The organism is Kitasatospora sp. NPDC059973, assembly GCF_042737525.1.
GTDB lineage: Bacteria > Actinomycetota > Actinomycetes > Streptomycetales > Streptomycetaceae > Kitasatospora.
On record NZ_JBHWUI010000023.1, the window covers coordinates 18,178 to 32,591 of the forward strand.

Annotated in this window: 9 protein-coding genes and 1 tRNA gene; 9 read left to right on the forward strand and 1 reads right to left on the reverse strand. The window is 74.9% G+C overall.

What is annotated here, in order from left to right:
* Positions 1–98: 98 nt before the first annotated feature.
* The 8 genes from ACFWA9_RS09150 to ACFWA9_RS09185 all read left to right on the forward strand — a co-directional run bounded on the left by ACFWA9_RS09150 (position 99) and on the right by ACFWA9_RS09185 (position 12,702).
* On the forward strand, positions 99–1,541 hold the full coding sequence (locus ACFWA9_RS09150) for an MFS transporter (RefSeq protein ID WP_380384810.1): 1,443 nt from the start codon (positions 99–101) through the stop codon (positions 1,539–1,541).
* Between the two features lie 101 nt (positions 1,542–1,642).
* A tRNA-Ala gene (locus ACFWA9_RS09155) sits at positions 1,643–1,715 on the forward strand.
* A 214-nt stretch (positions 1,716–1,929) separates the two neighbouring features.
* A complete protein-coding gene (locus ACFWA9_RS09160) occupies positions 1,930–3,342 on the forward strand; it encodes a hypothetical protein (RefSeq protein ID WP_380384812.1) in 1,413 nt (470 codons plus the stop codon).
* Between the two features lie 209 nt (positions 3,343–3,551).
* The gene (gene leuS / locus ACFWA9_RS09165; RefSeq protein ID WP_380384814.1) at positions 3,552–6,449 is read left to right on the forward strand and encodes a leucine--tRNA ligase; all 2,898 of its coding nucleotides are present in this window, start codon (positions 3,552–3,554) and stop codon (positions 6,447–6,449) included.
* A 295-nt stretch (positions 6,450–6,744) separates the two neighbouring features.
* Positions 6,745–7,536, forward strand: a complete 792-nt coding sequence (locus tag ACFWA9_RS09170) for a hypothetical protein (RefSeq protein ID WP_380384817.1) — start codon at positions 6,745–6,747, stop codon at positions 7,534–7,536.
* Between the two features lie 245 nt (positions 7,537–7,781).
* A complete protein-coding gene (locus ACFWA9_RS09175) occupies positions 7,782–8,627 on the forward strand; it encodes a DegV family protein (RefSeq protein ID WP_380384819.1) in 846 nt (281 codons plus the stop codon).
* 634 nt (positions 8,628–9,261) lie between these two features.
* Positions 9,262–9,912 carry a helix-hairpin-helix domain-containing protein gene (locus ACFWA9_RS09180; protein WP_380384864.1) on the forward strand — a complete coding sequence of 217 codons (651 nt, stop codon included), beginning with the start codon at positions 9,262–9,264 and terminating at the stop codon, positions 9,910–9,912.
* Positions 9,913–10,077: 165 nt separating this feature from the next.
* Complete coding sequence (locus ACFWA9_RS09185; RefSeq protein WP_380384822.1) at positions 10,078–12,702, forward strand: ComEC/Rec2 family competence protein; 2,625 nt, start codon at positions 10,078–10,080, stop codon at positions 12,700–12,702.
* Positions 12,703–12,813: 111 nt separating this feature from the next.
* Here the strand turns inward: ACFWA9_RS09185 and ACFWA9_RS09190 are convergent, their stop codons facing one another.
* Positions 12,814–13,107, reverse strand: coding sequence for a hypothetical protein (locus tag ACFWA9_RS09190; protein ID WP_329487602.1), 294 nt, complete (start codon positions 13,105–13,107; stop codon positions 12,814–12,816).
* A 188-nt stretch (positions 13,108–13,295) separates the two neighbouring features.
* Here ACFWA9_RS09190 and holA point away from each other — a divergent pair, with 188 nt between their 5' ends.
* A complete protein-coding gene (gene holA, locus ACFWA9_RS09195) occupies positions 13,296–14,297 on the forward strand; it encodes a DNA polymerase III subunit delta (protein WP_329487601.1) in 1,002 nt (333 codons plus the stop codon).
* The last annotated feature ends 117 nt before the right edge of the window (positions 14,298–14,414 follow it).

The window sequence follows — 14,414 nt, forward strand, 5'->3', positions numbered from 1 at the left end:
GCCATCGTGCCGCAGACCGGGCGGCCGAAACAGGTGCTGCCAGTACCAGGATCGGCAGGCTCTAACCACCAGTACCGGACGCGCCGCAGGCTGGGCCCATGACGGACCTTCAGATCCGGCCCGGTGCGGCCGGCGCCACCACCACCGGCGGCCCGGCCACCAGGCCCGGGCTGCTCCTCACCCTCCTGCTCTGCGGCCAGTTCATGGCCATCCTGGACGTCTCCATCGTCAACGTCGCGGTGCCGACCATCCGCACCGACCTGCACGCCTCGGGCGCGGCCCTCCAACTCGTGATCGCCGGCTACACCATCGCCTACGCGGTGCTGCTCATCACCGGGGCCCGGCTGGGCGCCCGCTACGGCTACAGCCGGCTGTTCCAGCTGGGCCTGGCCGCCTTCACCCTCGCCTCGCTGGCCTGCGGGCTGGCGCCGGCCACCGGCTGGCTGATCGCCTTCCGGCTGCTCCAGGGCGCCGGCTCGGCGCTGATGGTGCCGCAGGTCATGAGCCTGCTGCAGCGCACCTTCACCGGCGCCGCCCGGACCAGGGCGCTCGGCCTCTACTCGGCCGTGCTGGCCGGCGGTCTGGCGGTCGGCCAGGTGCTCGGCGGAGTCCTGGTCAGCGCCGACCTGTTCGGGACGGGCTGGCGCCCGGTCTTCCTGGTCAACGTGCCGATCGGGCTGGCCCTGCTGGTGGCCGGCGCGCGGCTGCTGCCGAGCCTGCCGGGCGACCGCGGGCGCGGGTTCGACCTCCCCGGCCTGGTGGTGCTCGGCGCGGCCCTCGGGCTGCTGGTGGTGCCGCTGGTGCTCGGCCACGAACTGGGCTGGCCCGTCTGGGGCTGGGCGATGCTCGCCGCCAGCGCCGTCCTGTTCGCCCTGTTCGCGGTGGTCGAGCGGCGGATCGCCCGGCGCGGCGGACAGCCGCTGATCAGCGGCCGGGTGCTGCGGACGGCCACGCTGCGACCGGCGGCGGGCGCGATCTTCATGATCATGGCCGCCTTCGCGGGCTTCCTGTTCGCCTTCGCGCTGCACCAGCAGTCCGGCCTCGGGCACAGCGCGCTGCGGGCCGGCCTCTGCTCGGCGCCGATGGCGCTCGGCTTCGGGTTCTCCAGCCTGCACTGGCACCGGCTGCCCGCCCGGCTGCACGGCGTCCTGCCGCTGCTCGGCGCCGGGCTGCTCGTCCCCGGCTACCTGCTGCTCGGGCTGCTGCTCGGCGGCGGCGCGGAGATCGGCCCGGTGGCGCTGCTGCTGATGACCGGGCTCGGCCTCGTGGCCGGCTGCACGTACTCGCCGCTGTTCGCCCGGGCGCTGGGCGGCGTCGCCCCGGCCGACGCGGCGGACGCCAGCGGGGTGATGGTGACGGTCGTACAGCTCGGCCAGGTGGTCGGGGTCGCGGTGCTGGGCTCGGTCTTCCTCGGCGGGGTCTCCCTGCCGGCGGCGGCCCGGGACTCCGGACACGCCCTGCTGGTGACCACCGCCGCGATCGCGGGCCTGGTCGGCGTCGGCGCGGCCTTCGCCGCCCGCGCCCGCCCGACGGCCGCGTAGTACCTCCGGTAACGGATTCGTGGAGCACCCCTTCGACCGTGTAAAGTAGTCGATGTCGCCGAGGGAAACCGAAGGAAACCTCCGGTGACGCAGCAGGTCAAGGGGCTGTAGCTCAGTTGGTAGAGCGCTTGCATGGCATGCAAGAGGTCCGGGGTTCAATTCCCCGTAGCTCCACAGCAGTCGAGGGCCGTCTCCCGTTCCGGGAGGCGGCCCTCGGTGTTTTCCGGGTGCGTTTGCGGGGCGTCCGGGGGTGCTTTCGGTGGCGTCCGGGGTGCGTTCTCGCGGCGCGGCATCCCTCCGGAGGGTTCGGGGGCGCTCGCGGTCCCGGCGGTCCGGGGTTTTCCGAACGGCTCGGCAGCCGGCCCCGCCGGACCGCTACCGTCGTCCCATGGCCGATCTGGAGCGCAGGCGCAACGAGGAGCTGGCCCGGATACTGCACCAGCTCGGCTGGAACCCGGAGCGCCTGGCCCGCGAGGTGAACCTCACCCTGCCGCCCGGCCTGGCGATCAGCTCCACCGCCCCGTACAAGTGGCGCGACCGGGGCATGGTCCCGCGCAGCCCGCACGACCAGACGGTCTGCGAGGTGCTCGGCCGCGCCCTCGGCATCGCCGTCACCTACGAGCAGCTCTGGGGCCGGATGGGCGGCAACCGGGGGGCCAAGATCCTCTCGCCGCGGCTGCTCACCGACCCCTGGACGGCCGACACCGCCCAGACCGCGTTGCGCGAGGCGGCCACCGACGCGGGCCCGGTCCGTCTCACCGACCTGTTCCGCGGCGCCGACCTCGACCAGGCCGCCGGCCGGCTGGCCACCGCGCCGCCCCCGGTCGGCGGCGGGGAGGGCGCGCTGCGGATCGACCCCGCGCTGGTCGGGGAGCTCCGGCTCTCCTACCGGAGCAAGCTGCGGCTGGAGCGGGCCTGCGGCGGCGGCCTGGTGCTCGGGCCGACCCGGGCCGAGCTGGCCATGGTCGCGAAGCTGCTGGAACTCGGCGGGTACGACGAGGAGTTGGGCCGCACGCTGTACGGCACGGCCAGCCGGCTGGCCCGGCTGGCGGGCTGGGCCGCGTACGACCTCGGACACGAGGCGGCCGCCCAGCGGGCGTTCGTGGCCGCGCTGCGCGCCGCCCACCTCAGCGGGGACCTGCGGCTCGGGGTGGGCGTGGTGGGCTGCCTGGTGGTGCTGGCCACCCAGGGCGGGGGAGGGCGCGGGCTGGACGCGGTCACCGTGCTCGCCGGGGTGCTGGAGACGGCGGGTGACGCGCTCGGGCCGGTCGACCGGGCCCTGCAGCTCGGCCGGATGGCCCGGGCGTACGGGCGGCGCGGCGAGCCGGGGGAGCTGGCGGCGGTGGCCGGGCGGGCGTTCGCGGAGCTGGACGCCGCGGCGGGCGCGGGTGCGGGTGCTTCTGCCGGTGCCGGTGCCGGTGCTTCTGCCCGTGCGGGTGCTTCTGCTTGTGCGGGGCAAGGTGCGGCTTCCGGTGCGGGTGCCGGGCCGGATGTGGCGCAGGCCCGGGCGGACCTCGCGGGGATGGTGGGGGAGGGCCGCCTGTTCCTCGGCGACCACCGCGGCGCCCAGGCCCTGCTCACCGAGGCGGTGGCCGGGCTAGGCCCCGGCCGCGCGCGGGCCAGGGCCCTGCTGATGGTCCGGCTGGCGGACTCCCAGCGCCGCACCGGCTCCCTCCGGGAGGCCGCCGACACGGCCGAGCGGGCACGCGCCCTGGCCGCGGGCATGCAGTCCGAGCGGGTGGCCCGCGCGCTGCGCGACTTCGACGCGGCCTCGCGGTCGATATCTCCGGAGGAGGCCTGAGCCCCTTGCGGTACCCTGAGCCCATGCGAACCGTGCGCCTGCTCCTTAGCCGGCCGCGCTGACCAGGACCGGCCGCGCCCCAGGGCGGGTGCCGGAGTCGGCGTGGCACCCCCTCCTGCGAGGGGCTTTTTTGTTTTCCGCCGCCTTTTCGTGCCGCGCCCGGCCCTGTGCCCGGTTCGCCCACTGACATCGATGGAGCCTGAAGGACCATGAGCGAGACGACCCCTGCTTCCGGCGCGGCCGAGGCCGCGACCGAGCCGTTCCGGTACAGCGCCACCCTGGCGGCGGAGATCGAGTCCCGCTGGCAGGACATCTGGGAGAAGGAGGGCACGTTCAGCGCCCCCAACCCGGCCGGTGACCTGGCCGACCCGAGCGCCGGGGACGTCTCCGCGAAGCCGCACAGCTTCATCATGGACATGTTCCCGTACCCCTCCGGCGCGGGCCTGCACGTCGGCCACCCGCTGGGCTACATCGCCACCGACGTCTTCGCCCGCTACCAGCGGATGACCGGCCACAACGTGCTGCACACGCTGGGCTACGACGCGTTCGGCCTGCCCGCCGAGCAGTACGCGGTGCAGACCGGTACCCACCCGCGGGTCTCCACCGAGGCCAACATCGCCAACATGCGCCAGCAGCTGCGCCGGCTGGGCCTGGGCCACGACCCGCGCCGCTCGATCTCCACGATCGACCCGGAGTACTACCGCTGGACCCAGTGGATCTTCCTGCAGATCTTCAACTCCTGGTACGACGAGGAGGCCGGCCGGGCCCGCCCGATCGCCGAGCTGATCGCCGGCTTCGCGGACGGCTCGCGCGAGGTCCCCGGCGGCCGCGCGTGGTCGGAGCTGTCCGCCGCCGAGCGCGACGAACTGCTGGGCGACTACCGGCTGGCGTACTCCAAGGAGGTGCCGGTCAACTGGTGCCCCGGGCTGGGCACCGTGCTGGCCAACGAGGAGGTCACCGCGGACGGCCGCTCCGAGCGCGGCAACTTCCCGGTGTTCAAGTCGAACCTGCGCCAGTGGATGATGCGGATCACCGCCTACTCGGACCGGCTGATCTCCGACCTGGACCTGCTGGACTGGCCCGAGGCCATCAAGCTGCAGCAGCGCAACTGGATCGGCCGCTCGGAAGGCGCCCGGGTCGACTTCGCGGCCCCCGGCGACCGGAAGATCACCGTCTTCACCACCCGCCCCGACACCCTGTTCGGCGCCACCTACATGGTGCTGGCCCCCGAGCACGACCTGGTCGACTCGATCGTGCCGGCCGCCTGGCCCGCCGGCACCCGTGACGAGTGGACCGGCGGCGCCGCCACCCCGGCCGAGGCCGTCGCCGCCTACCGAGCGAGTGCCGCCGCCAAGTCCGACGTGGAACGCCAGGTCGAGGCCAAGGTCAAGACCGGTGTCTTCACCGGCGCCTACGCGGTCAACCCGGTCAGCGGCGAGCCCGTCCCGGTCTTCGTCGCCGACTACGTGCTGATGGGCTACGGCACCGGCGCGATCATGGCCGTCCCGGCCCACGACCACCGCGACTTCGCGTTCGCCCGCGCCTTCGAGCTGCCGATGCGCTGCGTCGTCAAGCCGACCGACGGCCGCGACGAGGACCCGCACACCTGGGACGACGCCTTCAGCACGTACGACTCCGTCATCGTCAACTCGGCCCACGCCGAGGGCACCGAGAACGGCATCTCGCTGGACGGTCTGAGCGTCGCCGACGGCAAGGCCGCCGTCACCGCCTGGCTGGCCGAGCGCGGCATCGGCGAGGGAACCGTCAACTACCGCCTGCGCGACTGGCTGTTCAGCCGCCAGCGGTACTGGGGCGAGCCCTTCCCGATCGTCTACGACGAGGACGGCGTGATGCACGCGCTGCCCGAGTCGATGCTGCCGGTCGAGGTCCCCGAGGTGGACGACTACTCGCCGCACACCTACGACCCGTTCGACTCGACCTCCTCCCCGAAGACGCCGCTGTCGCGCAACGAGGACTGGGTCAACGTCGAGCTGGACCTGGGCGACGGGCCGAAGAAGTACCGCCGCGAGACCAACACCATGCCCAACTGGGCCGGTTCCTGCTGGTACGAGCTGCGCTACATCGACCCGTCGAACGGCGCGCGGGTCGTCGACCCGGCCAACGAGCAGTACTGGCTGGGCCCGACCGCCGAGAAGCCCGGCGGCGGCGCCGACCTGTACGTCGGCGGTGCCGAGCACGCCGTGCTGCACCTGCTGTACGCGCGGTTCTGGCACAAGGTCCTGCACGACCTGGGCCACGTCTCCTCGGTCGAGCCGTTCCACAAGCTGTTCAACCAGGGCATGATCACCGCCGACGTCTACCGCGACGAGCGCGGCTTCCCGGTGCCCGCCACCGAGGTCGAGGAGCGCGACGGCGGCTACTTCTGGCAGGGCGAGCCGGTCAAGCGCGAGGCCGGCAAGATGGGCAAGTCCCTGAAGAACGCCGTCGCCCCGGACGAGATCGCCGACGAGTACGGCGCCGACACGCTGCGCCTGTACGAGATGTCGATGGGCCCGCTGGACGTCTCCCGCCCGTGGGACACCCGCGCGGTGGTCGGCTCGTACCGCTTCCTGCAGCGACTGTGGCGCAACATCGTCTCCGAGGCCACCGGCGAGCTGGTCGTCACCGACGAGGAGCCGGACGAGGCGACGCTGCGCGCGCTGCACAAGGCCATCGACGGCATCCGCGGCGACATGGCCGCGCTGCGCTTCAACACGGCCGTGGCCAAGGCGATCGAGCTGAACAACTTCCTGGTGAAGCGCGGCTCCACGCCGCGACCGGTCGCCGAGCGGCTGGTCCTGCTGGTCGCCCCGCTGGCCCCGCACATCGCGGAGGAGCTGTGGCGCCGACTGGGCCACGGCGACTCGCTGGCCCACACCGACTACCCCGTCGCCGACCCGGCGTACGTGGTGGACGAGGCGGTCACCTGCGTCGTGCAGATCAAGGGCAAGGTCAAGGCCCGGCTGGAGGTCGCGCCGTCGATCTCCGACGCCGAGCTGGAGGCGCTGGCGCTGGCCGATCCGGCCGTCGTCGCGGCGATCGGGGACGCGCCGGTGCGCAAGGTGATCGCGCGGGCGCCGAAGCTGGTGAACATCGTCACCGGCTGACTGCCGGTGGTCGCCGTGGGTCGTTGACGGCCGGGGCGGGTGTCCTTCGGGGCGCCCGCCCTTCGGCGTTCCCGGGGCGGCGGTCCGCCGGTGTGTGAGGGCAGGTGGGGGCGGGATGCGTCGCCCCGAGGCCGGGCCCGCCTCGGGGAGATCCCCCATCTGTCCCTGATCTCCGGAGCCCGGGCCCGTTCGACCTGCCCCCGGCACGGGTCGGGCGGCTACCGTGGAACCCACGGTGGGCCGGCCCGCGTTGGGCCCGGTGGGGGCCGGTTCGGCGGACGGAAGGTGGCTCGTGATGGACGCGCTCGGCGTTATGGTCGGCCTGGCCCTGCTCTTCGGCCTCGCGATGCTGGTGCTGGTGGTGGTCGGGACCGTCAAGGCGGCGAGGGCGGTCGCCACGAAGGTGGAGCGGCACGAGGCCAACGCCCGCCGTGCCGTCGAGAACGTGACCCTCAAGGCGAAGACCTACGCCAAGCCCGGCCCGCAGGGCCAGATCTCCGCCGTCCGGCTGGGGCTGCGGACCTCCCTGGACGGCACGCGCCAGGTCCTGGAGAGCGGTCTGGTGCAGGACGGCCAGCTCGGTGAGGCACTCGCCCTGCTGCGGCGGCTGGACACCCACGCGGCGGAGCTGGACGCTGAGCTGCGGATCCTGGAGCGCGAGCCGGACCCGGCCCGGATCGCGGCCAAGCTGCCCGAGCTGCGGGAGCGCGCCGAGCGGATCACCCACTCCGCCGAGACCATGCGCTGGGCGGCCCAGGACCGGATGCACCGCTTCGCCGACGACGAGCTCCGGCGGCTCAGCCAGGAGTGTGAGAGCGAGGCGGGGGCGCTGCGGCACTGGGACCACTCGGGGGCGGGGTCGGTTTCCGGTTCGGGGTCGGGTACGGGGGCGGGCTTCGGCTCGGGCGTCGGTTCCGGTGGGTCGGCTGGTGCTGGTGCTGGTGCTGGCGGGGCGGCGGCGGGTCGGGCCGGGCTGACGGACGGGAAGGGGCGCCCGAGCGCCGAGGAACTGCTGGGGCTGAACGACCCGCTGTCGCGGCTGGCGGACCGGCTGCGGAAACCGTCGGCCGGGCCGACGGCGGGCTGACCGGACGTCCCGCTCCTCCGGCCCCGCCGCATCCCGGAAGACTCGATCCTCCCGGAGGGCTCGGGTGGGGTCGCCGGGCCCGGCGCACCGACCGGCTGTCCCTGGCGCTCCGCCCGGTGCCGGGGCTGGCACCGCCCGGCGCCCCGCCCGGTTCCGGCGCCGGGGCCGGACGGCGGGTGGGCGGGCCGGGGCAGGCCCGGTTCGGGCGCTGTCCTCCTGGCCGGACGCGGAGTAACCTCCGCCTCATGCCCGCCGACCTCGCACTTGTCACCGATTCCACGGCTTATCTGCCCCAGCAGGCCGTCGACCGTCACGAGATCGCGGTGGTGCCGCTGAGCGTCGCGGTCGGTGACACCGTCCTCGCCGAGGGCGTGGAGATCTCGCCGAAGGACGTCGCCGAGGCGCTGCGCGGCAAGCAGCGGGTGACGACCTCCCGGCCGAGCCCCGATGCCTTCGCCGCCGCCTACCGGGCCGCCGCCGAGGCCGGCGCGAAGGGCATCGTCTCGGTGCACATCTCCGCCGAGCTGTCCGGGACTGCGGAGGCGGCCCGGCTGGCGGCGGCCGAGGCGCCCGTCCCGGTGCGTGTGGTGGACAGCCGGCTGGTCGGTATGGCCCTCGGATACGGCGTACTGGCAGCGGCCGAGGCGATCGAGGCGGGGCGGGAACTGGACGAGGTGGTCGCCGCTGTGGCCGCGCGGACGGCGGTGACCAGCGGATTCTTCTACGTGGACACCCTGGAGCACCTGCGTCGGGGCGGCCGGATCGGGGCGGCCCGGGCGCTGCTCGGGTCGGCGCTGGCGGTGAAGCCGCTGCTGCACCTGGACGGCGGGCGGATCGAGCCGCTGGAGAAGGTCCGGACGGCGTCGCGGGCGATCGCGCGGCTGGAGGAGATCGCGGTCGAGCAGGCGGGGGAGCGGGAGGTCGACATCGCCGTCCACCACCTGGCGGCGGAGGAGCGGGCCGAGCCGCTCGCGGAGCGGCTGCGGGGGCGGATCCCCGGGCTGCGCGACCTGTACGTGGGCGAGGTGGGCGCGGTGATCGGTGCGCATGTCGGACCGGGGCTGCTGGCGGTGGTGGTCTCGCCGCGCTGAGGCCCGTGAAGCCGGGGTGCGTGAAGCCGGGGTGGTGAACCCTAAGGGGCGTCAAGCCGGGGTGGTGAACCCTGAGGGGCGTGGAGCCGCGGTGCGTGAAGACGCCTCCGGACGAGGGCTGAGACGGGCCTCGTGAGGACCTCTGCCGGGCGGGAAGTCAACTCCGACAACTGCTGATCACTCGTGCGAGCGACATGAGTTGTCCACACCCCCGGGGTTTTCCACAGGGTTTCGCCGATTCTCCCGGCGACGGCGGACGGCTCCTAGCGTGCTCCGCATGACGAGCATGAACATCGGCGCGGTGAAGCGCCAGCGGGTCGGGGAGACGGCGCGGCGTCGGCTGGCAGCGCTGCTGCCGGCGGCCGGGGGAGGCGCCGAAGGGGCCGCCGAGGAACCGGCCGCGAGGGTGGCCGGAGGAGCCGCCGGCGCGACGGAGCCGTCGGCCACCGGGCCGCCCGGGGGCTCGCCCCTCGGGGGCGGGTCGGACGGCGGGTCGGGTGACGTGCCGAGTGCGGCGGTCGATGGACCCGCTGGTGGCGCGGGGTTTGACGGTGTGCCGCCCTACGGTGTGCCGTCCGACGATGACGGGTCCGCCGACCCGGGTCGCGCGCCATTTCGCTTCGGTCCTGCGGTGATGCTCGACCGGCGGGCCGTGTCGGGGCTGGTCGTCCTGCTGCTGCTCACCGTGGGCTACGGTGTCCAGCACTTCTGGCTGGCGCGGCCCCAGCCGGTCGCGGTGCCGGCGGTGGCGTTGCCGACGCCGGCGGTCGCGCCGGCCGAGCCGGGGGCGTCGCCCCCGAGCACACCGGAGTCCTCCGCCGGCCCCGTCCCAGCAGCTCCGGGAGACGCCGAGGCGCGCACTGTCGTCGTGGTCGACATCGGGGGGCGGGTGCACGCACCCGGTGTCCACACGCTGCCCGGCGGCTCCCGGGTGGCGGACGCGTTGCGCGTGGCCGGCGGACCGCTGCCCGAGACGGAGACCAAGGGCCTCAACCTGGCCCGGGTGCTGACGGACGGTGAGCAGATCCTCGTCGGCGAACCGGACGGCGCGGCGCAGGCCGTGGGCGGGCCGGCCACGGGCGCCGTGCCGAAACAGCCGGTCAGTCTGAACCACGCCACCCTCGAACAGCTCGACACGCTCCCGGGCGTCGGTCCGACGCTGGCGCAGCGCATCATCGCCTTCCGGGCGTCGCACGGATCGTTCCGCTCACTCGACCAGCTCCGGCAGGTCAGCGGCATCGGCGAACGCACCTATGCGGAGCTCAGACCGATGCTCACGCTCTGACCCGCCCGTGCGCGCCCGTACCCGCCCGGTGACGCTTCCGGTCGGTGCTCCTGCTTCCGGCTCGGCCGACGCACGGAGCCGTTCGACCCGGCTGTCCATCGACCCGTCGGTCACTCCCCGGAAGGAGGTGCCGTCATCGCCGCCACTGCCACCACAGACGCCGTCGTGCCGCACCGGCCTCCCGGTGATCTTCGCCTGCTCCTCCCCGCCGTCGCGGCCTGGGTGGTCACGGCGGGTGTTCTCGGGCTGGGCCCCGGGCACGGCCTCCTGCTGTCCTCGGCCGCCGGCACGGCCGTCCTGTTCGCCGTCCTCCTGCTCGCCCGCCCGGGAGTGCGGCGGCGTCGCGGCGCCGCCATGACGCTGGCCGCCGTGCTGCTCACCGGTGCGGCGGCCGCCGCCGCGACCCTGCTGCACACCGCCGACCTCCACCGGGGGCCGCTGCCCGGGCTGGCCCGGGCCGGAGCCGCCGCGCCGGAGGTGGGCGTCGAACTGACCATCACCGCCGACCCGAGAGCCCACACCTCCCGCACCAGGGGAACGGCTGCCGGGCAGACCGTCCTCACCGTGGACGCGGTGGTGGAGCGGGTCACCGTCCCGGCGGGCTTCGAGCCGGCGGCTCCGGCCCCGGGCGACGGCGCGGGCGGCCCGCCGGTCGGCACCGAGACGGTGACCAGGACGCGAACGCCGGTGACGGTGATGGCGCGAGGGCCGGAGATCGGCGCGTGGCAACGGCTGCTCCCGTCGGCCCGTGTCGCCGTGGAAGCGGACGTCCGCCCGGCGGGGGAGGGCTACGGCGACGAGTCGGCCGCGCTGTTGATCGCCCACGGGCCGCCACGGGAGCTCGCGCCGCCCAGCCTGCCGCAACGGGTCGCCGGCCGGTTGCGGGCGGGGCTGCGGACGGCAAGTGACGATCTGCCGCCGGACGCACGGGGGTTGCTCCCGGCCCTGGTGGTCGGTGACACCTCACGCCTGCCCGGGGACCTCCTGGACGCCTTCCGGGCCACCGACATGGCGCATCTGGTCGCGGTCAGCGGGGCCAACCTCGCGATCGTGCTGGGTGTCCTGCTCGGTGCCCCCAGTCGTGCCGGCACAGCCGAACGACGTGGCCTGGCTGCCGCGTTCGGTATCCCGCTGCGCACCACCGCGCTGCTCGGCACAGTCGTCACGCTGGTGTTCGTGACCGTCTGCCGACCGGAACCCAGCGTGTTGCGGGCCGCCGGTACGGGGCTGATCGGACTGCTCGCGCTCGCCACCGGCCGACCCCGGCAGGCGGTGCCCGCCCTGGCCGGTACGGCGTTGCTCCTGGTGCTCCTCGACCCTTACCTCGCCCGGTCGTTCGGCTTCCTGCTCTCCGTGCTCGCCACCACCGGTCTGCTGGTGGTCGGCCCGCACTGGGCGCAGCGCCTGCGGGCGCGGGGCTGGCCGCACCACCTGGCGGGCGCCGTCGCCGCGACGGCAGCGGCCCAGGCGCTCTGTGCGCCCGTGACGGTCGTGCTGTCCGGACACATCAGCCTGGTCGCGGTGCCGTGCAACCTGCTGGCCGAGCTGGCGGTGGCTCCGGCGACTCTGCTCGGCTTCGCGGTGCTCGTCCTGGAGCCGCTCTCGCCGGCCCTGGCCCGGCTGCTCGCGGAGCCGGCCGGGCTCCCGGTGGGCTGGCTCGCGGCGGTGGCCCGGCACGGGGCGGAGCTGCCGGGCGCTCAGATCTCCTGGCCCGGCGGGCTGCTCGGCACGGTGACGCTGGCCCTCGCGACGGTGGCGGTGTGCTGGACGGTTCCTCTCCTGGCGCCCGGACGCGCCGCAGCGGTCGGTCTGCGCGTCAGGGGCGGCTGGGCCCGGCCGCTGGTGGCGGGCCTGCTCCTCCTGGTCCTGCTGGCCGTGCTGGTGCGGCCGCCCCTGCTCACCCGGCTCGCGACCGGCTGGCCGCCACCGGGCTGGCGGCTGGTCATGTGCGACGTGGGTCAGGGGGACATGGTGGTGCTGCCGGTGGCCGCCGGCGGCGCGGCGCCGGGGAGCGCGGTGGTGGTGGACGCCGGGCCGGATCCGCGTGCGGCGGACCGCTGTCTGCGCGACCTCGGGATCACCCGGGTGCCGTTGCTGGTGGTGACGCACTTCCACGCGGACCACGTGGAGGGTGTGCCCGGGGTGTTGCGGGGGCGTTCGGTGGGCGCGATCGAGGGGACGGTCCTGGGTGAGCCGCCGGGCGAGGCCGCCCGGGTGTCGGGGTGGGCGGCTGCGGCCGGAGTGCCGCTGGTGCGCGCGCGGACGGGCGAGCGCCGGTCGGCCGGACCGGGGCTGTCATGGGAGGTGGTGTGGCCCGATGCCGTGCTTCCGGCGGAGGCTGCCGGGGCCAACAACGCGAGTGTCGTGCTGCTGGTGACGGTGGCGGACGGTGTGCGGCTGGCCCTGTTGGGCGATCTCGAACCGCCCGCGCAGGCCGCGCTGTCGGCGCGGTGGGGCCGTGGTGTCCGGGTCGATGTGCTGAAGGTGGCCCACCACGGGTCGGCGCACCAGGACTGGGAGCTCGCGGCCGCGTTGAGGCCCAGGCTGGCGTTGATCTCGTGTGGCGAGGGGAATCCGTACGGGCATCCGTCCGTGCGGACGGTGGAGCGGCTGCGTGCCCTCGGTGCCACGGTGTTGCGCACGGATACCGCTGGGGACATCGCGGTGACGGGCGACAACCCGGCTCGTCTGGGGGCGTCCGTGCACCCGCACGGCGGGCAGACCCGCCACGCCGCGGCCGCGTCGCGCGGTCGGCACACGGCCGGCGGGCCGCGCGGCCCGCCGGCGTGAGCCCTCTCGCTCAACCCGCCCTCTCCACAGGGAGGAGGTGGAGAGGGCGGGGAGGGGGAGCGGGGGTGGGGGGTGGGGGCGGGCCCCGGAAGACATGGCGGGGCCGACGGATCAGCCCTCCTCGCGCCACCCCTCGTGCTCGGCGGCGACGGCGTCCAGGGCGCGGAGCAGCTCCGCGGTCCAGCCGTCCTCGGGGGGTTCCACGACCACCAGCCACTGGGCGTCCTCGGCGTCGTCCTCGCCGGCGAGGGCGTCCCGGACGATTTCGAGTTCGCCGAGGTCGGGGTGGTTGGCGCTGAGTTCCTCCGTGGCGTCCTCGGCGGCGTCGCGGTCGGGCAGGACGAGGAGCTGCCGGGCGCTCGGGTCGAAGTCGTCCGGCTGGTCGGTGGTGAGGTGTTCGGTCACCGGCCCATTCTCCCGGGAGCGCCTCCCGCGTCGGAGCACACCCCCCACCGGTCGGGCCCACGCCGGCCCACCCCCGGCGGCTCCGCCCCTCCGGCCGTCGGACCCGGCCCGCCCACCCCCGCCCACCCACTCCCGCCCGTCGTTCCTCCGGGTGGGAGTGTCCCCACCCCATGGGATGCTGGTAGGCGATGGCCAGGAAGAGTGCACCCGACGACCTGCTCGCCCCGCTGACCCTCGCGGTCGGCCAGGAGGAGCTGCTGCTCGACCGCGCGGTCGCCCAGGTGGTGGCGGCGGCGAGGGCTGCGGACCCGGACACCGATGTGCGGGACCTCCCACCCGGCACCCTGCAGCCCGGCAGCCTCGCCGAGCTGACCACGCCCTCGCTGTTCGCCGAGCGCAAGGTGATCGTCGTCCGGGCCGCCCAGGACCTTTCCGCCGACTCCGTCAAGGAGCTCAAGGCGTACATCGAGGCCCCGGCCGACGAGGTGATCGTGGTGCTGGTGCACGCGGGCGGCGCCAAGGGCAAGGGCCTGCTTGACGCCGGGCGGAAGGCGGGCGGCCGTGAGGTCGCCTGCGCGAAGCTGGCGAAGGCGTCGGACCGGCTGGCCTTCGTCCGGGGAGAGTTCCGCACGCTCGGCCGGTCGGCCACCCCGGAGGCGTGCCAGGCCCTGCTGGACGCGCTCGGTAGCGACCTCCGCGAGCTGGCGGCCGCGTGCAGCCAGCTCACCTCGGACGTCGAGGGCACCATCGACGAGACGGTGGTGGCCCGCTACTACAGCGGCCGGGCCGAGGCCACCGGCTTCGAGGTGGCGGACTTCGCGGTCACCGGCCGGGCCGCCGAGGCGCTGGAGCGGTTGCGCTGGGCGCTGGCCGTCGGGCAGCCGCCGACCGGTATCACCTACGCGCTGGCGTCCGGGGTCCGCAGCATCGGTCGGCTGGCGACCACCGGGCGGAACATGCGCCCGGCCGATCTGGCCCGCGAGCTGGGGATGCCCCCGTGGAAGGTCGAGCGGGTCCGCCAGCAAATGCGCGGCTGGACGGGCGACGGCGTGGCCACGGCCCTGACGGCGATCGCCCAGGCGGACGCGGCCGTCAAGGGCGGCTCCGACGACCCCGCCTTCGCGCTGGAGCGGGCCGTGGTGGCCGTTGCCCGGGCCGCGCGCGCCGGCTCCGGGGGCCGCTCCTACTGATCCCGGCACGGGCGCCACGGCAACCCGATCCCGCCCGCCGGGACGGCCGGCCGCCACGAGCAGCTCCTGCGACCGACCCGACCGACCCGACCGGCCCCACGGGAAACCTTCCCGACC